The 24301-nt window shown below is 65.6% G+C and carries 20 protein-coding genes and 1 pseudogene; 4 read left to right on the plus strand and 17 right to left on the minus strand.

The window, feature by feature from the left end:
- Positions 1–151: 151 nt before the first annotated feature.
- From IPJ61_RS03580 to IPJ61_RS03600, 5 genes are all read right to left on the minus strand, one after another.
- Complete coding sequence (locus tag IPJ61_RS03580; protein WP_297103143.1) at positions 152–1081, minus strand: integrase core domain-containing protein; 930 nt, start codon at positions 1079–1081, stop codon at positions 152–154.
- Positions 1082–1098: 17 nt separating this feature from the next.
- Positions 1099–1416 carry a helix-turn-helix domain-containing protein gene (locus tag IPJ61_RS03585; protein WP_297103146.1) on the minus strand — a complete coding sequence of 106 codons (318 nt, stop codon included), beginning with the start codon at positions 1414–1416 and terminating at the stop codon, positions 1099–1101.
- A 60-nt stretch (positions 1417–1476) separates the two neighbouring features.
- Positions 1477–2379: an IS1634 family transposase gene (locus IPJ61_RS03590; RefSeq protein ID WP_459251248.1), complete on the minus strand. Its 903-nt coding sequence runs from the start codon at positions 2377–2379 to the stop codon at positions 1477–1479.
- Positions 2380–2416: 37 nt separating this feature from the next.
- Entirely contained in the window at positions 2417–2995 is a 579-nt protein-coding gene (locus IPJ61_RS03595) for a hypothetical protein (protein WP_297103150.1), read from the minus strand.
- Between the two features lie 427 nt (positions 2996–3422).
- Positions 3423–5594 carry a glycosyltransferase gene (locus IPJ61_RS03600; protein WP_297103153.1) on the minus strand — a complete coding sequence of 724 codons (2172 nt, stop codon included), beginning with the start codon at positions 5592–5594 and terminating at the stop codon, positions 3423–3425.
- Between the two features lie 325 nt (positions 5595–5919).
- Here IPJ61_RS03600 and IPJ61_RS03605 point away from each other — a divergent pair, with 325 nt between their 5' ends.
- A complete protein-coding gene (locus IPJ61_RS03605) occupies positions 5920–6405 on the plus strand; it encodes a hypothetical protein (RefSeq protein WP_297103156.1) in 486 nt (161 codons plus the stop codon).
- 44 nt (positions 6406–6449) lie between these two features.
- Positions 6450–7435, plus strand: a pseudogene (locus IPJ61_RS22500) (IS1634 family transposase).
- A 171-nt stretch (positions 7436–7606) separates the two neighbouring features.
- Here IPJ61_RS22500 and IPJ61_RS03620 read toward each other — a convergent pair.
- The 9 genes from IPJ61_RS03620 to serS form a co-directional block, all read right to left on the minus strand.
- Positions 7607–8413: a class I SAM-dependent methyltransferase gene (locus IPJ61_RS03620; RefSeq protein ID WP_297103163.1), complete on the minus strand. Its 807-nt coding sequence runs from the start codon at positions 8411–8413 to the stop codon at positions 7607–7609.
- 176 nt (positions 8414–8589) lie between these two features.
- A complete protein-coding gene (locus IPJ61_RS03625) occupies positions 8590–10281 on the minus strand; it encodes a glycoside hydrolase family 16 protein (RefSeq protein ID WP_297103166.1) in 1692 nt (563 codons plus the stop codon).
- Positions 10282–10391: 110 nt separating this feature from the next.
- The gene (locus IPJ61_RS03630; RefSeq protein WP_297103169.1) at positions 10392–12560 is read right to left on the minus strand and encodes a glycosyltransferase; all 2169 of its coding nucleotides are present in this window, start codon (positions 12558–12560) and stop codon (positions 10392–10394) included.
- Between the two features lie 164 nt (positions 12561–12724).
- Positions 12725–13618, minus strand: a complete 894-nt coding sequence (locus IPJ61_RS03635; protein ID WP_297103172.1) for a glycosyltransferase family 2 protein — start codon at positions 13616–13618, stop codon at positions 12725–12727.
- Positions 13615–14439 carry a CDP-alcohol phosphatidyltransferase family protein gene (locus IPJ61_RS03640; RefSeq protein WP_297103175.1) on the minus strand — a complete coding sequence of 275 codons (825 nt, stop codon included), beginning with the start codon at positions 14437–14439 and terminating at the stop codon, positions 13615–13617. The genes IPJ61_RS03635 and IPJ61_RS03640 overlap by 4 nt, the downstream gene beginning before the upstream one ends.
- The gene (locus IPJ61_RS03645; protein ID WP_297103179.1) at positions 14436–15131 is read right to left on the minus strand and encodes an ABC transporter ATP-binding protein; all 696 of its coding nucleotides are present in this window, start codon (positions 15129–15131) and stop codon (positions 14436–14438) included. The genes IPJ61_RS03640 and IPJ61_RS03645 overlap by 4 nt, the downstream gene beginning before the upstream one ends.
- Positions 15132–15192: 61 nt before the next feature.
- Positions 15193–16038, minus strand: coding sequence for an ABC transporter permease (locus IPJ61_RS03650; RefSeq protein ID WP_297103182.1), 846 nt, complete (start codon positions 16036–16038; stop codon positions 15193–15195).
- A 296-nt stretch (positions 16039–16334) separates the two neighbouring features.
- The gene (locus tag IPJ61_RS03655; protein ID WP_297103185.1) at positions 16335–17135 is read right to left on the minus strand and encodes an HAD family hydrolase; all 801 of its coding nucleotides are present in this window, start codon (positions 17133–17135) and stop codon (positions 16335–16337) included.
- 54 nt (positions 17136–17189) lie between these two features.
- The gene (gene serS, locus IPJ61_RS03660; protein ID WP_297103188.1) at positions 17190–18461 is read right to left on the minus strand and encodes a serine--tRNA ligase; all 1272 of its coding nucleotides are present in this window, start codon (positions 18459–18461) and stop codon (positions 17190–17192) included.
- Positions 18462–18814: 353 nt separating this feature from the next.
- Here serS and IPJ61_RS03665 point away from each other — a divergent pair, with 353 nt between their 5' ends.
- Together IPJ61_RS03665 and IPJ61_RS03670 are read left to right on the plus strand one after the other, a co-directional pair.
- A complete protein-coding gene (locus tag IPJ61_RS03665) occupies positions 18815–20011 on the plus strand; it encodes an MFS transporter (RefSeq protein WP_297105502.1) in 1197 nt (398 codons plus the stop codon).
- Positions 20001–21533, plus strand: a complete 1533-nt coding sequence (locus tag IPJ61_RS03670) for a bifunctional phosphatase PAP2/diacylglycerol kinase family protein (protein WP_297103191.1) — start codon at positions 20001–20003, stop codon at positions 21531–21533. The genes IPJ61_RS03665 and IPJ61_RS03670 overlap by 11 nt, the downstream gene beginning before the upstream one ends.
- Here IPJ61_RS03670 and pheA read toward each other — a convergent pair.
- The 3 genes from pheA to aat all read right to left on the minus strand — a co-directional run bounded on the left by pheA (position 21520) and on the right by aat (position 24184).
- The gene (gene pheA, locus IPJ61_RS03675; RefSeq protein WP_297103194.1) at positions 21520–22440 is read right to left on the minus strand and encodes a prephenate dehydratase; all 921 of its coding nucleotides are present in this window, start codon (positions 22438–22440) and stop codon (positions 21520–21522) included. The genes IPJ61_RS03670 and pheA overlap by 14 nt on opposite strands.
- Before the next feature lie 26 nt (positions 22441–22466).
- Positions 22467–23330, minus strand: a complete 864-nt coding sequence (locus IPJ61_RS03680; protein ID WP_297103198.1) for an Fpg/Nei family DNA glycosylase — start codon at positions 23328–23330, stop codon at positions 22467–22469.
- Positions 23331–23476: 146 nt separating this feature from the next.
- Positions 23477–24184, minus strand: coding sequence for a leucyl/phenylalanyl-tRNA--protein transferase (aat, locus tag IPJ61_RS03685; protein WP_297103201.1), 708 nt, complete (start codon positions 24182–24184; stop codon positions 23477–23479).
- Between the last annotated feature and the right edge of the window lie 117 nt (positions 24185–24301).

Below are 24301 nucleotides of genomic sequence, written 5' to 3' on the forward strand. Positions count from 1 at the left end.
GCGCCGCCGGAAGGGCCGCCTCAACAGCGCTCGGGCAAGCCCACACCGCAACCGTGCGCAGCTACCTGGTCACCGTCGCGGCCCGCGTCGCGAACCAGGCCCGTGACCTGACAGCTGACCAACCCGCCCCACCCGGGGCCACTGTCCCGCGTCAAGTAGTTGGCAGGATTTCTTCTCTTTCGAAGTTGGGGATGGTGGGGTCGGCCAGGCCCAGGTGCACCTCCATCGGCCGGTTCCAGGCGATGGCCTCGTGCGGGCGGATCTCGTTGTACTCGATGCGGTAGTCCTCGGCGCGTTCGACGAGCGTGAGCGCGTCGGGGATGTCGTCGAGGAACAGCCGCTCGTACTTCAGCGTCCCGAACCCGCGTTCGCGTGACCCGTTCTGCCCGGGCGATTTCACTCGGGTGCGGACGTGCCGCAGCTCGGGGTGGCGCATGATGAACAGCTCGAAGTTCAGCGACCGGAACGGGCCGCCGTTGTCCGTGACGATCGTGACGACGGGCAGTAGCTCTCCCGTCTCGGCATCGACCTCGCACTGGTCGATGAGCGGGTGCCCGAACATGACCTCGTAGTCGGCGAGGGCGAGCTCGATCGCGGCGATCGCGTCATGCTGATTCGCCGTCGGTGACGTGTGAAACGGATGCTCGACCTTGGAGAACCAGTCCCGGCACCCCGCGATCCGCCACGTCCCGCCGGTGGTGGTCTCGAACTCGCTGAAGTCCAGCTGCCACACCTGATTCGGTCCCGTCGGGTTCCTCGCGAACGCGGCCTTGCGGTCCTTCGCCAGCTCCCGACGCTGCTTCTGATATTCGGACGGCAGGATCAGCCCGTCATCGCGCAGCAGCCGCAGCACGGTTGCCTGCGACACTTTATGCCCGTCGTGGCGGGTCATCGCCCAGATCTTCCGATGCCCCCACTCCGGCTTCTTCAACGCATGCGCGGTGACCAGCGGCCGGGCCGCGTCCCGCGCCGGCTGCGGCCACGGACCCTTCACCGGCCGTTCGGTCTTCACCTTGGCCTGCCAGCGCCGCCAGGTCCGCTCGGGCATGTCGATCAGCTTGCAGAACCTCGCGGTCGACATGCCCGACTCCACACGGATCACCTCGAGGTCCTCGAAGGGCCCAGACGGCCCTCGGCACTCTTCTTCCACACACGGATCTCGACCGCCGCCTCGCCGAGGGCCTGGGTCAGCTCGGCGACCTCGTCCTGAAGCTGCTGCTCCCGCGACGAGGGCTTGGACTTGCCCGCCTCGATGCCGGCCCTCCCGCCCTCGAGGAACTGACGCTTCCAGTTCCCGATCGCCTGCTCGGACACCTTCTCACGACGGGCCGCCTCAGCGATCGAGATCTCACCCTGCAGCACGGACAACACAATGCGGAGCTTCTTCTCCACCGGGATCGTCGGGGCACGACTCATGACTCAGACCTTTCGATAGGGGCGTTGCCTCAGCAACTAACCCGACTTGGGCCAGATTAGTCAGGTTTTCGCGAGTCGGTGGATGAGGGCCTGGGCGTCGGTGGGGAGTGGTGTGGCGGCGTGGACGATGTGGCCGTTGATGTTGAGTTCGAAGGTGCGGTAGCGTTTCAGGGTGCGGACCAGACGGCGTAGGGAGAGCCCCGTGCGGTGTTCGAGTTCGTGGCCAACAGCCATCGCGGCCATCACGATGGTCAGGTGCGCATCGATCGAGTCCTTCTTGCGGTGGTAGATCGGTCTGGCCTTCAGATCGGTCTTTGACATGCGAAATGCCTTCTCAATCCGTAGAAGCTGGCGGTAGGCGTTGATCACTTGCTCGGCGTTGAGGTCGATCTGGTTGGTTTCGTAGCCCTTGATCCCGGCCAGCGCGGTGTTCTTCTCGGCGAGTTCGTAGTTCACGGTCTTGGTCGGCTTGTGGAGGTCGACGTACCGGTTGCGTTTCACCGCGGTCTTCCCCGCGACGGCGTCTTCGGCTTTGCGGACCTGTTCGGCGATGCCTTTCCGGGACCGCCGCGCCCGGTCGGCTGAGTACTGGTAGTAGGTGATCGAGTGCGGGATCCCGTCAGGGCCTCTGCCGCTGCGATCAGCGATCGTCCAGATCTGCCCGTCGACATAGTCGGTGTCGGGGTGTTCGCGCCGCCACCGCGCGATCGGGTAGGGCACCTGAGCGAACTTGGTGCCGAGGATGTAGCCCAGTCCGGCATCGATGATCGACTTCTTGTTGCCGGCCGAAAACATGCCGGAGTCGGCGACCACGGTGACTCGGGTCAGGTCGTAGGTGCGTTGCAGCTGCTCGATCATCGGCAGCATGGTCAGCTTCTCGGACTTGTTGCCCTCGAACGCCGCCACCGCAAGCGGGAACCCTGTCTCATCAGCCAGGAGCCCGACGGTGATTTGGGGCTCCAAACGTCGCTCTTTCGAGTATCCGGGTATCCGGAGCTCGTCAGGGGGTGTCGGTCTCGAAATACAACGTGGTCACATCGAAGAGCACCAGGACACCGGGGCCGATACCCGCTTTGGCTGCGCAGGCCCTTGTCAATCCGTCTTGGAACCCTGGTTTCGCGTACACCGGGAGCCGGCGCTTGATCGTGCGGTACGACGCGGACCGGATGCCGATCTCGGCCAGAGTCTCGATCGAGTCGAGCTTGGAGCCGGGATGCACGATCCTGGCCATCACCAAATGCTCGAACACCTCGTCACCATTAGTAGCGGTGTCGAACCCCAGGCTGCGGTACACGCCTTGGATCGCGTCGATGAGATACCCGGCACGCTCCCCAGCGATCGCGAGCGGCGCCTCCACCGAGCCGGTCGCAGCCTTGGCGGCGTCGCCGTCGAGAGCCAGCCGAGGTTGCCGGTCGTCGATCAAGCGCTGCGCACGCGCGTTCAGCAGTACGAGTTCTTCGTCAGTGTGAGCCGAGCCGATGTGATCAAGAACAGGCTTGTTGTCACGGTAGTGCCAGATCACCTGCACCGCACGGGCACCAGAGGCCGTCGGCACCACACGGATCCGAGGCAAAACCATGCCTGAACCCTACCCACACTCCCAGATTTAGTCAGGAAAACAGGCCTTCCCAGACACTGTCACCCCCTTGTCACAAAGGGTTCAACCAAGCAACTTTCCAAGGCGTGGCCCAAGTCGGGCTGCAGCACGGACAACACAATGCGGAGCTTCTTCTCCACCGGGATCGTCGGGGCACGACTCATGACTCAGACCTTTCGATAGGGGCGTTGCCTCAGCAACTAACTACCCCTGCCACATAGTCTGACGCGCGACACCACGACACAAGGAAACACAAAGTGGAAACCCATGGCAGACCCGCAGCCCCGCCAGGCCCACTTCCACCACCGCCCGCCTAGGAACCCCCGAAGCGGACCAACCCGATACCGGCTCGGCGGATCGGGGCTGGACCGGGCTGAACCAGCACCGGCGGCGTAAAAGGTCGAAATTGCTACTCGATCTGCCGAGTGCCTCTGTTCGCCTGAAGACGCCGTCGCAGCATCGAGAGCGGGCGCACCACTCCGTTGCCCAACCGATAGCTCATCGACGATCGAACCAACTCCACGTCGCGGGCCCGGGCCTCCTTGAGCTCACGAATCTGCCTCTTCGTCTTCTCCTGGAGGCGAACGTAGTCCTCCTGCATGGCTCGCAGTTCGCTCCGCACGGCACGGGTCTCCGCTCGGGCGTTCTTCGCATCAGCCCGCGCCTCAGATGCCATTCCCCGGAATCGCTGCGTCTCCTCCCCCTTGCGGAACGCCTTCTTCGCCGCCTCCGCCAGGAAGCCGAAATGCCTCGTAGTGAGATGATACTCGGCCTCGACTAACGCGCGCTCCTCGCTATCGAGGGCGTCCGCGTATCTTTGAGTCGTCTTAAGGTAGAGATCAAGACGCGGCAAAGATGCGCCTATCAGCTCATTGTTGGCCGACATGTCGATAAGTCTGTCGATGATCATCCCCGTGACGGTGATCAGTCCCTGATAGTGACGAGCATCCGCGGACGCTGTCATTACCGAGCCACCGCGAACTCGGCGGACGTAAGATGTGCGATTGACGACCTTCGCTAGTCGAGCTGCAACAGTCGAGGCGAACGCGAAGTAGATGTCCTCACGCACGATACCTTCGGGAAACCGTAGGTCATGTTCCTGCACCAAGGACCGCCGAATCATCCTCAGCGCGGCCGAGTCCTTGACGTCCCAGTTCTTCGCCATGGCAACGAAGAGCTCGGGTCCACTAACTGTATTCCTGTACTCCCCCTGGTACCGATAGTACTTGGCATATCCCGGGTGCTCAGCCTCCAGTTCGACCGTCTCGAAGAACGACCTGCCCTCAAAAAGCAGGACATCCACATCGCTGCGTGCAGCATCTGCATACAGAGCCAACAAGGTGTCCCGCTCCAGCCAATCATCGCTGTCCAGGAAGAGAATGTATTCGCCGGTTGCATGCTCTAGGGCAAGGTTCCTGGCGGCAGCGGCTCCGCGGTTATCCTGACGCAAGAGCACAACGCGCGGATCACGCGCCGCCAGCCCGGCGACAATCACGTCGCCTCCATCAGTAGAACCGTCATCGACGCAAATCACTTCCAGCTCCGCGAGGTCCTGCGTCAGCACACTCATAATAGCGTCTCGCACGTAGTCAACCGACTGATAGAACGGAATGATCACCGATACGCGAGGGGTGTCAGAATCGAACAGCTCTGGCGCCTCGTCTGCCTTCGCAGACCTCCGACTCGTACGCAACGGAATCTCGGCGTCGAGATAGGTTCGGTACCAGTCGTCCGCCCCAGGGGTGTCGGAGAACTTCCACGGCTTATCTCGAGACGAATAGTGAATGATCGCTGCATCCTCGAAGAAATCTTCGAAACTAGCATAGTCGACGCCGAATCCCGCATTGAAGTCCTCAATAGCGATCTTCCGCGCCTTGCTCGCTCGCATGAGGTTCACCATGAGCGCATTGAACTTCGGCGGAAGCAACGTGACACGGCCATCGAGTTCGAGATTGAGAACGTTCTGATCCACGAGCGAGGAGTCGACCAGTGCTCTCTTTCTATCGACCAAACGCTGCGTCAAATTGTCTCTTCGCCAAGCGTCCAGATTAAGCACCATAACACCCGAGTTGAAATACCGCTCCACGGCCTGCACGAACTTGTGTCGGTAATAAATCGCACCAGAGTCTCCCACGGCCGCAATGTAGTTGTCCCCCAGGTCGACCGCGAACAACTCGGCGAGGTCGTCTCGCACGAGGATATCTCCGTCGAGGTAAAGCACAACGTCCTCGTGCTCCAATATCTCCGGGATATAGAACTTGAGTAGGGCATCACTGGTGGCCGCGGCAATCGAGTCGGCACTGTCTTGATGCAACCCCTGAATCATCTCGGCGGAGCGACGGAGCACGCGCACGGACGCATTCGGCCGAGACAACCCCTCCAACAGGGACGAACTCGAGTCGGAAATATCCGATCCGATTATATATATCACATACTCGGTATCGGGCTTTCTTGATTCAATTACCGAATAGATCGCGACGGCTGTAGGTAAGACATAAGTCTCATTGCTAATAAGCACGATTGGTACGCGGTTCTGCGGTCTCGTGGTATCAGAGAAATACCCGGAAGACACCTGGGACATCAGATGCCCCTTTCATGAGGGTTGGACGGCTAGGCGATCATCGTACTATGATCCGAGGCCCTCCCCAAGGGCCCGCCATCCCTGATGATCCCTGATGACCAGAGCCGCAGGAGCCGTGTGGCGGGAGACTGACGCGCGAGGTTTCTGCGGGAGCCGGAGCCGACGGCTCGGCCATCCGGCCCGCTCCGAACTCACGACTCGATCCGACCCGACTTGGGCCACGCCTTGGAAAGTTGCTTGGTTGAACCCTTTGTGACAAGGGGTGACAGTGTCTGGGAAGGCCTGTTTTCCTGACTAAATCTGGGAGTGTGGGTAGGGTTCAGGCATGGTTTTGCCTCGGATCCGTGTGGTGCCGACGGCCTCTGGTGCCCGTGCGGTGCAGGTGATCTGGCACTACCGTGACAACAAGCCTGTTCTTGATCACATCGGCTCGGCTCACACTGACGAAGAACTCGTACTGCTGAACGCGCGTGCGCAGCGCTTGATCGACGACCGGCAACCTCGGCTGGCTCTCGACGGCGACGCCGCCAAGGCTGCGACCGGCTCGGTGGAGGCGCCGCTCGCGATCGCTGGGGAGCGTGCCGGGTATCTCATCGACGCGATCCAAGGCGTGTACCGCAGCCTGGGGTTCGACACCGCTACTAATGGTGACGAGGTGTTCGAGCATTTGGTGATGGCCAGGATCGTGCATCCCGGCTCCAAGCTCGACTCGATCGAGACTCTGGCCGAGATCGGCATCCGGTCCGCGTCGTACCGCACGATCAAGCGCCGGCTCCCAGGTACGCGAAACCAGGGTTCCAAGACGGATTGACAAGGGCCTGCGCAGCCAAAGCGGGTATCGGCCCCGGTGTCCTGGTGCTCTTCGATGTGACCACGTTGTATTTCGAGACCGACACCCCTGACGAGCTCCGGATACCCGGATACTCGAAAGAGCGACGTTTGGAGCCCCAAATCACCGTCGGGCTCCTGGCTGATGAGACAGGGTTCCCGCTTGCGGTGGCGGCGTTCGAGGGCAACAAGTCCGAGAAGCTGACCATGCTGCCGATGATCGAGCAGCTGCAACGCACCTACGACCTGACCCGAGTCACCGTGGTCGCCGACTCCGGCATGTTTTCGGCCGGCAACAAGAAGTCGATCATCGATGCCGGACTGGGCTGCATCCTCGGCACCAAGTTCGCTCAGGTGCCCTACCCGATCGCGCGGTGGCGGCGCGAACACCCCGACACCGACTATGTCGACGGGCAGATCTGGACGATCGCTGATCGCAGCGGCAGAGGCCCTGACGGGATCCCGCACTCGATCACCTACTACCAGTACTCAGCCGACCGGGCGCGGCGGTCCCGGAAAGGCATCGCCGAACAGGTCCGCAAAGCCGAAGACGCCGTCGCGGGAAGACCGCGGTGAAACGCAACCGGTACGTCGACCTCCACAAGCCGACCAAGACCGTGAACTACGAACTCGCCGAGAAGAACACCGCGCTGGCCGGGATCAAGGGCTACGAAACCAACCAGATCGACCTCAACGCCGAGCAAGTGATCAACGCCTACCGCCAGCTTCTACGGATTGAGAAGGCATTTCGCATGTCAAAGACCGATCTGAAGGCCAGACCGATCTACCACCGCAAGAAGGACTCGATCGATGCGCACCTGACCATCGTGATGGCCGCGATGGCTGTTGGCCACGAACTCGAACACCGCACGGGGCTCTCCCTACGCCGTCTGGTCCGCACCCTGAAACGCTACCGCACCTTCGAACTCAACATCAACGGCCACATCGTCCACGCCGCCACACCACTCCCCACCGACGCCCAGGCCCTCATCCACCGACTCGCGAAAACCTGACTAATCTGGCCCAAGTCGGGTCGTACTATGATCCGAGGCCCTCCCCAAGGGCCCGCCATCCCTGATGATCCCTGATGACCAGAGCCGCAGGAGCCGTGTGGCGGGAGACTGACGCGCGAGGTTTCTGCGGGAGCCGGAGCCGACGGCTCGGCCATCCGGCCCGCTCCGAACTCACGACTCGATCCGACGCTGCATTCCGGTCAATCGGAGCACGGCCAAACCGTTCTGATCTCTCTCCAACCGCTCAAGCCCGGGCTCCTCCTCTTGCCAAAATGCGATCATTTCCGTCTCGGCCCTCCGGTTTGCGTCATCGACGACAACGTACGCTTCAGCAGCCAGCACCCGGCGCAGCAGAGGCAATGCTGGGTAGCGCGCATGTTCGTCGGTTGTTGCTGGCGGACCGTCAACCAGGAGCAACTCGATCTCGCCACCGATCGACCCCGGGTCCAGGTCATACCACTTCCTCGGGCCGCGGGGAGTGTCAACGTTGACTAGCGGCGTGTATCGGACCTCAGCACAATCATCTAGTCCGTGAGCGACCAACATCCGCTGATAGCGCGCGGCGTATTGTTCCTGGTGCTCGAACGAGATCAACCGCCCCGAACCCTGTTCCTTCAGGGCGCGTGCGATCCATAGTGTTGATGTGCCGGCGCCCAGTTCGACCACGAGGCCGGGCTTGACCGAATCCACGCAACTCAACAGAACCACAAGACCCGTGGGTTTCATCGCCCACCCGGAAACGTTTGGAAGAGGCTCTTGCGGCGCATAGCGCCCGAGTAGCTGCTGTAGGGCCTGAGTCTCGGTGAGGATCTCGGGCACGAGCTTTCGCACATCCCATGCCAGACTCGCTAGCAGCTGTCTCACCTCTTCGAGGCTCGCGCTGAGCTGGCGGATTTCGCAGCCAGTCTCGCCATGCATCCCGTTCGAGGATGCCTGATCCCGCGAGTGCGAGGCGCCCGATGAGGACCCGTCAGTCATAGCGTCGATACTCCTTTATTGATCGCCTCAGAGCTTAGGTGCGCGCCTCCATCTTGACAACCAGGCCACCACTCGTTCGTGAACAAGGCCAGTCACCGCTCGCGTTCAGCATCGTCGACAGCAGCCGCGATGAGGCTCACCGCATCGCCGGGCAGACCACTCGCGGAGCGCCGTCGTCAGGCCCGTTCCCAGCCCTCGATCCAGTCGACATGCATGGTGGCCTTCGGCAGGTTCGCCTTCTTGATCCCGGGAAGGCTTCCCGATGGCTTGTTCATTAGGGGGGTCTCCCAGTCGGACGCCAGCATGCTGATTGCGAGGAAGTACGTGTCGCCCTTCACCGCGGCCTTCTTGATGCGGCTGGACTCGACGCCGTCCACGCGGAAGACGAACTCGGAATGGGTCCACTCCACGGAGTAGACGTGGTACCGGTCCCACCACTTCTGGTCCTTGGTCCTGTCCTTCAGCGCATACCCGCCGAACTGGGTCAGCTTGCCCTCGGCCTTCTCGTCGAGGTGGACGACGCTAGAGACGCCCTTGCCGTAGCCGAACGACTCAATCATGTCGATCTCGGCCCCGGCGGGGGCCGCGCCGCCCCGAGTGTCGGACTGGAGCCACACTGAGCCGTGCATACCCTGGTCCTTGGGGAACTTCACGCGCGCGGCGACCATGCCCTCGGCCATGTAGAAGGTTCCCTTGGTCTCGACCCGGGCGTTGTGAAACACCCCGTCGGGACAGCCGTCGGTCTTCATGGCGTTGGCCACCTTGAGGGCCTCGGCGCGTGGGGCGCCCTTGAGCTTGTCGGCGGCCTCAATGGCAGCGGCCTTGCGATCCTCTTGCTCAACCCTTGCCGCCTCGTTGGCCTGATCGATGATTTCCTTGTCCGCGGCATTCCCGGCGTCCAGCCTCCGGACGGAGGAGACGAGTTCCCCGTCCTTCAGGATGGTGCGGGCCGGGTCTACCGCAGAACACAAGCGGCTGCCGTAGAAGGCGCCGACCTGGGCATGGCTCCATCGCTTGTTCAGCGTCGGTCCCGAGAAGTCGTCGCGAACGACCCTCTTCCACTGGCTGCCGGCCTTAACGGACGGCGTGGTGACCGGCTTGATCGTCTTGGTGATGGTCTTCTTGTTCTTCTTCGTCTTAACCTCGTGCGTGTCGGCCACGGCGCGGTAGCTGGACTTCTTCACCGACTTCAGAGTGAAGGTGACGGTGCCCTTGGCGTCCATCTTCGCCGAAGTCGCCTGCTTCCACTTGCTGCCAACCTTGTACTGAAGGCTGACAACACGTCCCTTGTAACCGGTGCCGAACGCCGCCGTGGCTACCTTCGTGCCGTAGTCGGCCGGAAGAAGGTTCAGGGTCGCCTTCTTGTCGACCTTGACCTTCGACGCGAGCGCCGCCTTCGACGGCGTGGTGACAGTGGTCGGAGGCTTCACGGTGACCGTCGGCGTGGTAACCGGCTTGACGGTCTTGGTGGTGGTCTTGTTGTTATTCTTCGTCTTGACCTTGTGTGTGTCGGCGACCGCGCGATAGGTGGTCTTCTTCTTCACCGGCTTCAGCGTGAAGGTGACCTTGCCCTTGGCGTTCATCTTGGCCGAGGCAGCCTGCTTCCACTTGCTGCCGTCCTTGTACTGGAGGCTGACCACGCGCCCCTTGTAACCGGTGCCGAACTTCGCCGTAGCAACCTGCTTCTTGTTCTTGACCGCAGCGAACTTCAGGGTCGCCTTCTTGTCAGTCTTCACGCTCGACTTCAGCGCCGCCTTTGATGCTGTCGGAGCAGCTTCCGCGGCGATGGGGGCGAACGGCGACACGACGAGCGATAGCGCGAGCGTTAGCGCGAGTGCCATCGCGGATAGGAAGTGCTGCCTCTTCATCGATCTCCCTCGAGGTCATTCGGGATTGGGTGCCCCGACGGGCGTCCGCCAACTATAGATGGGTGTTGCCGATGACGCGGCATCGGGGTGAGCTACCAGGCAAGCGAGGATCAAGCCACTCCGAGCAGCCTCTTGGCGAAGCGTTTGGCGCGACGCGCGAGTGTCGGACGCGGCGCTGGGACCGCCACGTTCTTGAGCTGCTTCTCAAGACGCCTCTTCGCCCGCTCGTCGCCCCGACCGCGCCGAAGAAGGAGATAGAAAGCCGCCGCGTCCGCGTACCTATCGGCTGCTGCAAGGTCGGACACGACGTCCTCGGGGAGCCGCGACACGCTCCTGCGGGCAGCCCCGTAGATCGAGTGGACGATGCCCGCTACGTGAAGCTTCACCTCGGCGGAGCCGATATCCTGTCGATGCACGAGGCGCATCATCTCAATCCAAGTGACGAAGTATCCGTGGGCGGCCGATGCCCTGCTGCCGGCGGTCACGATCGACCCCGGCCGCACCCGACGGCCATAGAGACAGATCTGCGAATGCCCTGCTCGCCGAGCGCTGAGCAGCAGCGCGAATGTGTAGAGGTTGTCTTCGTGGGCGATCCCTGGAAAAAACTGCAGACCGCACCGGACGAGGTGGCTGCGACGTGCCAGGAAGAGGCACGCGCTCGCGCGGTACTCCCTCGCGCTGTTCATCGCCGCCATGAGATGCGGACCGTCATAGTCCCCCTCGTAGCTCTGCCGCGTGTAGTAGCTGTCATACTTCGCCCATAGCTGGTCGTCCACGCCGGGTTCGCGCACACAGCTTGCATCGAAAAGGAGTACATCGAGCTCCCTGGCATCGGCCTTGCGAACCAGCTCTGCCAACCTGTCGCCCTGCCAATAGTCGTCGCTGTCAAGGAAAGAGACGTAACGGCCGGTCGCGACAGCAATGCCGACGTTACGGGCTCGCGAAAGACCTTGGTTCTCCTGGTGGACGACACGAACACGAGGATCCGATTCGGCGTACCTGTCGAGAACCTCGCCGCTGCCATCCCCGGAACCATCGTCCACGCAGATGATCTCCAGACTGCACCCCGTCTGGCTCTGGACGCTCTCGATGCATTCGGCTAGGTACACCAGGGTGTTGTACACCGGGACTATGACCGAGACGTCGGGTCGATCCGCGTCCCCCGTCTCCGCGCTCGCATCCTCGAGGGGTTCTGTTGCATGCGGGTCGGCAGATGGTTGCACGAGTAACGCCGCCGCGCTTCTCCGCGCCTCCCTCATCTCCAACCCCAGCTGCTCGGACTCGGCCTCGGCGTCCCTTGAGCGTTCAAACAGGTACTCGGCCGCCGTCTCCCGCATAATCCGGGCACACCATTGCTGGTGGTCCGGACGAAGGAGATAGCCGCTAGGACGGCCGAGCACCCCGAGCCTCTCGAGGACGCCTCCCCTCAGCGCACCGTAGAGGGTTAGGAAGGCGGCCGGGTCGGACTGGCGCTTGAGATTGCCGATGCATAAGGACACGGCCAGGCCGGTGAAGGACCGTTCGGCCCAACCCCAGGCTCCCTTCTCCTTGAGTGCTGCTCGTATCGCCTCCAGCGCCTGGAGAAACTCCAAAGGATCCTGGTGCAGGGTGCCCTGCAGACTAGCGCCGTTCGCGACACGATAGTTCAACAGATGGCGGTCCAGATAGCTGATGCGCTCGGCGATGGCCAACGACAGGTAGGTGAAATAGGCGTCATTCGTGCGCCTGAGTTCCTGAAACCGCAGTCCGTGCTGGCGAACGAAGGCCGTCCTGAAGAGCTTGTTCCACGCGGCGGGGTTGAAGGCTGAGAAGACGTGGTCGCCCACCCGGCGCCCCGAGAAGGGCTGACTCCGCGGGAGGTCCTCAACCCGCAACATCCAGTCCGCCTTACCAACCTCACGTGACACGTCGTTATAGACGGCGAACTTGCATGCCACGATGTCGGCGTTGTCGGCCTCTGCCTTCGAGTGCAACTCCTCGAGCATCGTGGGAAGGAAGTAGTCGTCAGCGTCAAGAAAGGCGAGGTAGTCGCCAGTGGCGATCGCCAAGCCGACGTTACGAGCGGCCCCGGCCGAACCGACAGCCGGCCCCTGGACGACCCGTGCTCGGGGCTCGGACGCCGCGAAGTCCGCCAGTACCTCCGTCGAACCGTCCGTCGAACCATCGTCCACCAGGACTATCTCGATGTCGGTCAGCGACTGTGCCCGAACGCTATCAAGGCAGGCCTGCACATGGTCTCGCGCGTTGTGGACCGGGACAATCACTGAGACGGCTGGCACTGCGCACCCCACTAACACTTTTGAATACCGTCCGCCCCCGGAGCACCTATTAGAGCACACGGGCGCTCGGCCGTTGCCGACGCAGCGAAGATCGTGTGGTGATCGGCCGCCGACTCCGCGGCAATACGGCACCCGAAGCGCGCGACGATCCGAGTCCGTAGGCGCTACACCACCGGGGCCCGACCGTAACGGGCCATCCGCGCGATGGTCCGCCAACTCAGCTTCTTCGGACGCAGACCCCCCGGCCAGGGGCTCTCTGTCCAGCCGTTCCGCCAGCCCTGCCACCAGGTGCGCATCGCTGCGCGGTCCCTGGTCCGGACCAGCTGCACCAGCGTCCAGGACGCCACGTAGGCCCAGGAGAACGGCCAATGGAGGCAGCGTCGCGCCAACCACACCCGGTTGCGAGCGTTCTTGAAGTAGTAGTCGTCGTGCCGGGTGGGCTCCATCACCGGGTGGCCGATCCGGAGATCGCCGCGGTACTCGACGCGCTTGCCCTGATCCCAGACGCGCCAGGCCAGCTCTATGCCCTCGTGAGCGTAGAAGTACTCGCCGGCCCAGCCGCCGACGGCGTCGAACACCGCGCGCGGCAGGACGACGACCATCTCGACGACGGAGAAGATGTTGCTGGTCTGGCGCGGGTCGCCCTTGCGCATCCGCGGGACCCACCGCGACGGCTCCTCCCCGGGGTGCTCGGGATCGGTGACCCTCGCCTGCATCATGCCCAGGCTCGGATCCTCCCGGAAGAGCCGGGTGCAGGTGAGGAGGAAGTCGTCGTCGAGGAGCCACGCGTCGTCGTCGATGAACGCGATGTACTCGCCCCCCACGAGGCCGACGCCGGCGTTGCGGCCCGCGGGGATGCCGAGGTTCTCGGGGCTGTAGTACGTGCGGACGCCATCGGGCAGCCCGGTGGGCTCCCAGCTGTTGCCCACCACGACAATGTCGAGCGCGACCCCGGTCTGCGCCAGCATCGACGCCAGCGCCCGACCCATCTCCACGGGCCGCTTTCCCATGGTGAGCAGGACGACGCCCCACGTAGGTCGCTCGTCGGCTCCGGTCACGCCGCCGCCTTCAGCTTCGGCGACTTCCAGATCGCCAAGAAGTGCCCGGCGCTGACCACCCAGATCAGCACGGCGAGAATCGAGAGGTAGAGCCGCCACACCGCCAACTCGTCAGCCGAGGAGACCGCGAAGATCCCGACGACGAGGGTCACCAGCGTGAGCTCGATGGAGTGGAAGATCCGCTGGAAGGGAACGAACCTGGCCGCGCGTCGCAGCAGCACCAGCGGCCCGCCACCGGTCATGGCGCGCGCCGTCGCCGCCTCGGGAAGCACGCCGAGGCCCGCGTTCAGCCTCGCGACGGACACCATCAGGTTGAGCGACTTGTTGAAGCCGATCCCGACGGCCAGCAGCCCGCCCAGGAAGGCGTACCACCAGTCGGCACCCGCGGCCCCGCCGTCGATCAGCGCCGCGGCCTTGAGCCCCAGGAACACGCCGATCGACGCCTCCGCCAGGTAATGCCCGATCTGGTCGAGGAATATCCCCTTGGGACTCATGGTGCGCCGCCACCGGGCGACCTCGCCGTCGCAGCAGTCGAGGAACATCTGCAGTTGCGTGCAGAGCACGGCCAGCAACGGGCCCCAGATGCCCGGCAGGAGCAGCGCCGGACCGGCAAGGAAGCCGAAGAGGATCATCAGGCCGGTGACGCCGTTGGCGCTGATGGAGGTGCGCACCAGCAGGTACGTCAGGTTGATCGAGAGCCGCCGCATGTACAGGGTGCCGGTCCAATGCTCGGCGTTGCGCGCCATCACCTCGTCCGTCTGCACGACCCGCCTGAGCTGCTCCATCGTCGGGTTCTTGGGACGAGGCTCGTCGTCGGTCATTTCTTCGACTTCTCGTAGGCCTTGACCACCTCGTCGGTGGGGCCGTCCATCTCGAGAAGGCCCTTGTTGATCCAGATGGTGCGCTCGCAGGTGTCCCGGATCGATCCCATCGAGTGGGACACTAGGAAGATGGTCCCGGCCTCCTTCGCGATCTCGCGGATCCGCGCCTCGGACCGCTTCCGGAAGCTCCGGTCCCCGACCGCGAGGGCCTCGTCGATGATGAGGATGTCGTGCCTGCGCGCCGCAGCGATAGAGAACTTCAGCCGCGCCGACATTCCCGACGAGTACGTGCGCATTGGCAGGTCGAGCGAGTCGCCCAGTTCCGCGAACTCGCCGATCTCCTCGCGCAGCTCCAGCACCTCCGACTTGGTGAACCCCATCGCGAGCCCGCCGAGCACGATGTTGCGCGATCCGGACAGGTTGGGCAGCAGCGCGGCGCCGACCCCGAGCAGGTTGGGGCGGGAACGGGCATATACGGCACCTGCGGCCGGAGGGGTGAGGCCGGTCAGCGCGCGCATGAGCGTCGACTTGCCCGACCCGTTGGAGCCGATCACGCCGATCGACTCGTTCTCATAGGCGACGAACGACACCCCCTTCAGCGCATGCACCGTACGCACGCCGCGCGTGACGTTCAGCATGCCGCTGCGCGCGCCCTTCGCGGCCTTGCCAGAGGCGAAGACGCGGTACTTCACGTGCAAGTCGTCAACGACCACAACTGGAGCGGGCGCGGACTCAGACACCGCGCGCCTCGGGCTAGTCCCGCCCATACCGCTCCTCCGCCCGCCAGAAGAAGACGACACCGATGACGAAAGTCAGCACCGCCGATCCCGCGAGCATCGCCCAGTAGTAGAGCGGGTAGGCGTCGGCGCCCATCAAGTGGTGCCTGGCGATCCGCAGTACCTGATACAGCGGGTAGAAGTCGAACAGGCGCAGCGCCCAGGGGTGCGCGGCCAGGATGCGGTCGACGGCGAACAGCACGCCGGAGCTGTAGAACAGCAGCCGGCTGATGAACGGCAGCAGTTGGGAGAGATCCGAGACGTGCACAGTCAGTCTGGCGGTGACGAACGCGACCCCCGTGTTGAACAGCGTGAACAGCAGCACGAGCGGGATGATCAGGAGCCAGTCCCACCTGGGGTAGAAGCCGAACACCGCGAGGATGGGGATCAACACCCCGAGCATCACGAGGAACTGCAGGAACCGCTCGACGACCGCGGCCAACGGCAGCGTCATCCGGGGGAAGGCGAGCGACTGCACGAGGCTGCGGTTGCTGGTGATCGCCTTGGAGCCGTCGTTAAAGCAGCCTTGGAAGAACTCGAAGAAGAACACTCCGATCACGACAAAAACGTGGAAGTTCGGCGGCCGGTTGAGCCCTTGGAGGAGCCCGAAGATCAGCCCGTAGATGGCGGCGTTGATGAGAGGCCGAAGCACCACCCATGCCATCCCCAGCCGGTTGAGCTCGAACTCCGACCGCATCCGGTACCGGGCCATCGTGACGATGAACTCACGTCGCCGCCATACCTCCCGCAAGTACGCGAACAAGGGGGGCCGACCGCCGACGCGGGGAAGTCCCCACTCCTGCGCAAGGGGAGCCAACGACACCGGCGCGCCTTTCCTTACAGGGACAACTCCGCTGAAGTCTATCCCCACAGCCGGGCGACGAGGCGCCAAACCGCCGGCAGCCTTGGCCGGAGCGGGCTTCACCCGGCCAGGGTCAGCGTCACGCGGCCTTGGCCGTCGGCTCCGAGGTCCTGCTCGCAGTTGCGTGTGAGGCGACGATCCGAGCCTCCTCGTCGTCGCGCAGAGGGGGGACCGTTGCGTGGCACGGCTCAACGAACTCCTGAGCCATCCCACCGACATGCCAACTCGGCCGACGATTCGCGGGTCTGGCGCAGCCCTCAGGTGGGTTCGGCGCGCGGCGGGAACCAGCGGTTCAGCTCCGCGACGGTGCCCAGCTCGACGAAGCCGCCGGTCACGGCGTCGGCCGCGGCCTTGACCTCCTCGGGCGCGTCGCCGATCGCGACGCCGCGCCCGGCCCACTGCAGCATCTCGATGTCGTTGCGGCCGTCGCCGAGGGCGAGGACATCGGCGGGGGCTATGCCCAGGTCGTTGCACACCATCGCCAGGCCATGCGCTTTGTCTACGTCCTGTGGGCCGATGTCCAGCCACGCGGACCAACCGACGAAGTAGGAGACCTCGTGCAGACCGAGCTGACCCACGAGTTCGGCAAACACCTTCTCTGAGCTGTTCGGCTCGCGGACGACGACGCGCGACACCTCCTGCGCGGCCAGCTCATCGATCGACTGAACGAGCACCTCGCCCTGGAGTTCGCCATCGGGAAAGCGACGGCTGACCCGCCAGCGATCGAGGTCCTGCACGCCGATCAGCGCGTGCGGCGCGACGGCGGCCACCTGGTGCACGACATCGGAGGGATCGAACCGGACCTCGTGGCGGACCTCGAACGGCGGATACGTGACGACGATGGCGCCGTTGGCCGACACCGCCCAGCCCGGCGGAAGGTCGAGCATCTCGAAGATCGGCCGGGTCGCCACCCAGGACCGCCCCGTCGACAACACGACGGGAACGCCTGCGTCGACGACGCGGCGCACCGCGGCGTGGATCTCGACGGGCATGATCCCGTCGGCGTCGACGAGGGTGCCGTCGATGTCGAGCGCCACCAACTTCGGCGCGAACGTCATAGGTCTCCTCTTTCCATGGCGACGACTGTCACACAGCCCGGTGAACGGAAGGTGTCAGCCGGCCGACAGCGCTTCCTTGCCGCCGAGGTAAGGGCGGAGCGCCTCGGGGACGCGGACCGAGCCGTCGGCCTGCTGGTGGTTCTCCAGCAGCATGATGATGATGCGGGTCATGGCGCACAGCGTGCCGTTGAGGGTGGCGACGGGGCGGACGCCGTCGTCGAACCGGGCGCGGATTCCGAGGCGGCGGGCCTGGAACTCTGTGCAGTTCGACGTCGAGGTCACCTCGCGGTAGCGGTTCTGCGTGGGCAGCCAGGCGTAGCAGTCGAACTTGCGGGCGGCGCTGAGGCCGAGGTCGCCCGACGCGACATCGAGCACCTGGAACGGGATCTCGAGCGCCTCGAGGAAATCCTTCTCGTAGCCGAGCAGCTTGTCGTGCCAGGCCTCGGCGTCGGCGGGGTCGCAGTGGACGAACATCTCAACCTTGTCGAACCAGTGCACGCGGAAGATGCCGCGGGTGTCCTTGCCGTACGAGCCGGCCTCGCGGCGGAAGCACGGCGAGTAGGCGACGTACTGGCGCGGGAGCGTGCCTGCGTCGAGGATCTCGTCGGCGTGGTACGCGGCGAGCGCCACCTCCGAGGTGCCGACGAGGTACAGGTCGTCGGCGGGGAGGTGGTAGACGTCCTGCGCGGCCTGGCCGAGGAAGCCCGTGCCTTCCATGGCCGACGGCTTGACCAGCGCCGGCGGGATCATCGGGGTGAAGCCCCATTCCGCGGCCTTGTTCATCGCGAGGTTGAGCAGCGCGATCTCCAGCTGCGCGCCGACACCGGTGAGCACGTAGAACCGCGAGCCCGAGATCTTCGTGCCACGCTCCATGTCGATGGCGCCGAGCCGCTCGCCGATCTCCAGGTGGTCCTTGGGGGTGATGCCTTCGGCGGCGAAGTCCCGCGGGGTTCCGACGGTCTCCAGCACGACGCCCTCGTCCTCGCCGCCCTCGGGGACGCCGTCGAGCACGAGGTTGCCGACCTGCTTCATCAGCTCGTCGAAGGTCTCGCCCGCGGCGGCCGCAGCGGCCTGCGTCGCCTTGACCTCGGCAGCCAGCTCCTTTGTCCGCGCCAGCAGTGCCTGCTTCTCCTCGCCCTGGGCCTTCGCGACGTCTCTGCCCAGCGACTTCTGCTCTGCGCGCAGTGTCTCGGCGGTGAGGATCGCGGACCGGCGGGCCTCGTCGGCGGCGATGAGGTCGTCGACCAGCTCGACCGACGCACCGCGCGCGGCCTGCGAGCGCCGGACACGGTCGGGATCGACGCGGAGCCACTTCGGATCAATCATGGTGCTCAGCCTATCGTCCGCCCATCCCCGCGCTGCCCGCCCACCTGCCGCGGGTCTCGGGTTGAGGGTGATCTGGTGCTCGTTGAACGAGGTCCTGCATCGTCTGCAGACGATGCCCCAACGCGCCCGATGACCAGCGGATCACGCTCACGCTTCCTGTCCGTGGTCGGGCTAGGGTCGCGTGTCGGAAGTAGGTTGATGGATTCCGGCGTTCCGGCGGATGGATCGCAAGGCCGACGAGCGAGGGAGCACTTGGTCGTGCGTCGAGCGAGGAGAACGCCGCGAGGCGCCGCTGGGGCGCCAGAAGCCGCAAGCTACGTGCGACACGCGGCACTAGGGTGTGGCGCGTGCGGATGACGTCGACGGGAACCCGGCAACCGGTGCCGGTGGAGATCTGGGTGCTGGTCGCCGCCGCTTTCCTGATCGCGCTGGGGTTCGGCATCGTCGCGCCCATCCTCCCGCAGTTCGCCCGGTCGTTCGACGTCGGGGTCATGGCGGCGTCCGCGATCGTGTCGATCTTCGCGTTCGTGCGCCTCGTGTTCGCGCCCGCCGGCGGCGCGCTCATCACACGGTTCGGCGAGCGGCGGATCTACCTGATCGGCCTTGTCATCGTCGCGCTCTCCAGCGCGCTCAGCGGCCTCGCGCCCAACTACTGGGCACTCCTGCTTTTCCGCGGACTCGGTGGCGTCGGCTCCGTCATGTTCACCGTGTCATCGATGGGCCTCATTGTTCGGCTGTCACCCATCCAGCAGCGCGGCCACACGTCGTCGCTGTACGGCACCGCCTTCCTGCTGGGAAACATCCTCGGCCCGATCCTCGGCTCCGCGCTCCAAGGCCTGGGGCTCCGCATCCCCTTCTTCATCTATGCCGGCGCCGTGTTCGCCGCGGCGCTCGTCGTGATGGTGTTCCTCCGCGGTGGACCGGGCGGGCGCCCGACCGAAACCGACGCTCAGCCGAAGATGACACTCGCGGAAGCGATGGGTCTGCCGTACTACCGCGCGCTGCTGATCACCGCCTTTGCCAACGGCTGGTCCAACTTCGGCGTCCGCATCGCGCTGCTGCCGCTCATGGCCGCCGCAATCCCGGCCATCGGCGACACCGCGGCCGGCATCGCGCTCACCCTCTTCGCGCTGGGGAGCGCGCTGACGCAGCAGGTCAGCGGGCGGCTCGTCGACAGACACGGGCGGCGCCCCTTCATCGTGCTCGGCCTCCTGATCTCAGCAGCCGCCACCATCCCCTTCGGCTGGGGCGAGAACCTCGCCGTCTTCCTCGGGCTCTCCGCGCTCGCCGGCGTGGGTGCCGCATTCGTCGGCCCTGCGTCGCAGGCACTGCTCGCCGACCTGATCGGCGCCAACCGCAACGGCGGCCAAGCCCTTTCCACCTACTCGATGGCCACGGACCTCGGATCCATCACCGGCACGCTTCTCGCCGGGGCCATCGCCGACGCCGTCGGCTTCGGATGGGCGTTCGCCGTCACGGGCATCGTCATGGCCGTCTCCGCGCTGCCGTGGTTGTTCGTGGCCCCTATGCTCAAGCAGCATGGTACGTAGAGCGGGACTCGCCGTCGCCCTCGGCTTGGCCGTGGTGCTGTGGACGGCGCTGCTGCCGACCTCCCTCGACGCACTCTGGCCCTGGCCGCCGCCCGAGCTGGGTTCGACGATTGGCCGCGTTGGCCAAGTCGTCGACTGGATTCTTCAGCCCACGATCTCCTACATCGTCCTGATCGCCCTCGCGGTGTGGGCCGGGCGCCGTCGGCTCTACCGGCTGTCCGCACACCTGCTGCTCAGCAGCATGCTGACGTTCTCCTTCACGACGATTCTCAAGGCGACCGTGCGCCGCAACCGCCCAGATACGCCCTGGCTCGGCGACCTGCACGCCGACGCCTCCTTCCCCTCGGGCCATTCCTCCGCCCTCTCAGCGCTGGCGCTCGGGCTCATCGTGCTCGCCGTCGTCGCCCGATTCACCCGACGACGCACGCTGGCCCTCGCAGGCCTGGGGATCGCCCTGGTGCTCACGGTCTGGGCCGACCGCCTGCTCCTGCACGTGCATCACGTGAGCGACGTGATGGCAGGATCGCTCGTGGCGGGGTTCGCTGCCGCGACGTCCTGGCTTCTCGTTCGACTGCAGCTGGTTGCGCCGACGCACGGGGCGAAACCCCAGCGTCGTGTCGAAGTGAAACCAGTAGACCCGACCTACGCCGTCGTCGTGAACCCGGCGCGGGTCCGGGACACCGAGCTGCTGCGTCGGCTCGTCCGGGCCGCGGCCGTCGAACACGGATGGCGGGAAGTCGGCTGGTTCGAGACCACGCTGGCGAACCCGGGGGCAGGCGCCACCCGCGCGGCCATCGACGCCGGTGCCCAGTTCGTGCTCGTCGCGGGCGGCGACGGCACGCTGCGCGCCGCGGCGGGTCCGCTTGTGCGCTCCACGGCCGCGCTCAGCGTCCTCCCGTTCGGCAGTGGCGACCTCCTCGCCAGGAACCTGCGGCTCCCCCAGGACACCGTCGATGCGCTCGCCGTCGCCTTCGGCGGCACGACCCGGCCGCTCGACCTACTCCGCGCGGAAGCCGCCGGGCGTGTGGAGGTGGCCCTCGTCATGGCGGGGGTCGGCGCCGACGCCGCCGTGCTCGCCGACACCCGCGAACCCCTCAAGCAGCTCCTCGGCGCCGGCGCGTACCTCGTCGCGGGGGCGAAACACGTAACGGCACGCCCCGTTCGCACCGGCATCGCCGTCGACGACAGCGCCCCCACGTGGGGCTATGCGTCGTTAGTGAGCGTGGGAAACGTCGGCGAACTACGGCCCGGCGTCGCGCTGATGCCCGGGGCGAACGCGTCGGACGGACGCCTCGACATCGTCGCCGCCTCACCGCGACACGCGCGCGATGTGCTGCGGATGATGGCGGGCACCCTCGCCGGGTCGCGCCGTGGACACGGCCTCGACCGCTACCGCGGGCGCCGCGTCGAGGTGACGACCGAGCAGCCCGTGCCGTGCCAGGTCGACGGCGACGTCCTCGGCAACGTCACCTCGCTCACCGTCGAGGTAGTGCCGTCTGCCTTGCGGATCAGGACTCGTTAGTCCCCAGAGTCTCAAGGGTCGCGATCCAGCGGGCGGCCTCGTCGAACTCTTCGTCGCTGAACCCGACGCCGATCGCGGGCCGGGCGCCGTCGGCCCGGGCGTACGAACCGAGGAAGTGCACCGTCGGGCAGACGCGGTGCAACCCCTCAAGGGCCTCGGCGACGCGCTTGTCGTGCAGGTGCCCCTCGGCGTCGATGGAGAAACAGTAGGAGCCGAGCGTCGTCTTCGTCGGCCGCGACTCGATCCGGCTCAAGTTCACACCGCGAACGGCGAACTGCTCGAGGATCTCCAACAGCGCGCCCGCGTGGTCCTCTCGCATGTAGGCCACGAGCGTCGTCTTGTCGGCCCCGGTTCGGGGAGGCACCGGCCCGGCGGGGCCGACCCAGACGAAGCGCGTCACCGCGCCCGGATTGTCCTCGATCTGGTAGGCCACCTCGTCAAGGCCGTACATCTGGCCGGCGACGCGGGCGCAGACTGCTGCGTCGTAGCGCGAGTCCGGCCGCGCCACCTCAGCGGCGGCGCCAGCCGTCGACCCCGCCTCGGTCACGTGGGCGAAGGGCAACGTCGTCGCGAGCCACTCGCGGCACTGCGCCGCCGCATGCCCGTGAGTGAGGACGTTGCGGATGTCGCCGAGCGCCGTGCCCTCGCGGACGTACAGCCCGAACTCAACAGGGATGACGATCTCGGCACGGATCGCCAACGGCTCGCCAGCGATCAACTCGTCGAGCGTGGCGGAAACGCCGCCCTCGACGGAATTCTCGATCGGGACAATAGCGCCGCGCACCTCGCCCGCGCGCACCGCCTCCAGCGCCTCGCGCACGCTGGCGAACGCGATGGCCTCGTCGTCGCTGACCGTGCGCAACGCCTGATGGGTGAACGTCCCCGCGGGACCGAAGTATCCGAGCACCCGCCTAGTATGGCGCTTGTCAGCGGTCACTTCAGCAGGCGCGACAGGCGGCGGTCGGCCAGGGGCTTACCGCCGGTCTGGCAGCCAGGGCAGTACTGCATCGACGAGCTGGAGTACGAGATCTCCGCGATGGGGGTGCCGCACACCGCACAGGGCTCGCCCGTGCGACCGTGGACGCGCATGTGGGCACGCTTCGCGTCCTTCAGGTCCGTCAGTGGACGGCCCACGGCGACGGCGACCGCCTCGGTCAACACGGAGACCATGGCGTCGAACAGACGAACGGTCTCCGCGTCGTCGAGGCCGTCGGCGGGCTTGAACGGACTGAGCTTCGCGACGAAAAGGATCTCGTCCGAGTATGCGTTGCCGATCCCCGCCAAGCGCTTCTGGTCGCGCAGCACTCCCTTCAGCTGAGAGCGCCCGGCCCCGGCGAGGACGGCGCGGAAGTCGTCGACGGTGAAGCCGGGAGCGAGCGGGTCCGGGCCCAGCGCCGCGATGCCCGGCACCTCCTGCGGATCCTCGACGACATACACGGCCAGCGCCCGCTGCGTACCTGCCTCCGTGAGGCTGAAGCCCGAGTCGTCGTCGAGCACGATCCGCAGCACAAGACCCGACTTACCCGGCCGCCCGGGAACCTTCGGAGCGACGTCGTGCCAGGTCACCCAGCCGGCGCGCATGAGGTGGAAGACCAGGTGGATGCCCTGGGCATCGACGTCGATGAACTTGCCGTGCCGCGCGACGCTGCTGACCTCAAGGCCTGCGAGGGCGTCGAGCCCAATCCGGAACGTCTTGAGCGCGGAAAAGGCCACCAGGTGCCCCGCGGCGATGGTCTTGCCGCGCATCTTGGCGTCGAGCTCGGCCACAACGGCCGCAACCTCAGGCATCTCGGGCATCGAACTCCCTCCGTTTCGCCCACCCTACGCCCCGTCGCCGACACAGATCTCTCTATATGGCGGGCCAGGTCCGTATACGGGCTGGCCCCCTGCATAGAGAGATCTGTGTGCGCGCCGCACAGAGGAAGTCGCTGTGGGAGGGAACGTCAGGGCGCGATCAGGCGGTGTTCGGCGACGGCGTCCGCGCCGGTGACCACGCCGGTGCGGGTCCAGGGCGCCGTCGGCAGAGCGACAGCCGCACGGGCGCGGCGCAGGTACTCGTCGCGGGTGAGTTCGTACGCGCCGAGCGTTCCTAGATGCTCGGTCAGCCACTGCACATCGAGCAGCGTCACGCCCAGCGCGAAGAGCTCCACCATGAGCCGCACCAGCGCGACCTTCGAGGCGTCGCGGCCCAACTCTTCGTCGTGAAACATCGACTCGCCGGCAAACAGCCCGCCGATGTGGACGCCGTACAGCCCTCCGACGAGGCGGCCCTCCGCATCCCAAACCTCCACCGAGTGCACCCACCCGGCCTCGTGCAAGTGGGTGTAAGCGGCGCGGACGCGCGAGTCGATCCATCCACCGTCGCGGCGCGGGTCGGCGCAGGCGGCGAGCACACGGGGAAACGCGGCGTCCACCGTCGTCGTGTACCGGCGCGCCGACTTCCGCAGCGAGCGCGTCACCCTCACCTCCGGCACGCGGATCACGCCGCGATACATCGGCGACCACCAGCCCATCGCCCGCGCATCCAACGGCATGGGGAATACGCCCTGGCGGTAGGCCGCGAGCGCCACGACGGCGTCGAACTCCTCCGAATAGCCGATCAAGTCGCGGCTCGGCCAGTCCTCGACCCGTCCGAACAGCCCGTCCTCCATCCACCCATCCTCGCATCACTTCGACACGACGGCGCGGCTCCGCCCGCGACGTCGCCGCAGTGCGCCGCCCGCACCGACGATCCGCGTCGCCTGGAGTTTTGGCGCACGAGCAGGCCG

Origin of the sequence: Tessaracoccus sp. (genome assembly GCF_016714275.1) — a bacterium.
Classification (GTDB): domain Bacteria; phylum Actinomycetota; class Actinomycetes; order Propionibacteriales; family Propionibacteriaceae; genus Arachnia.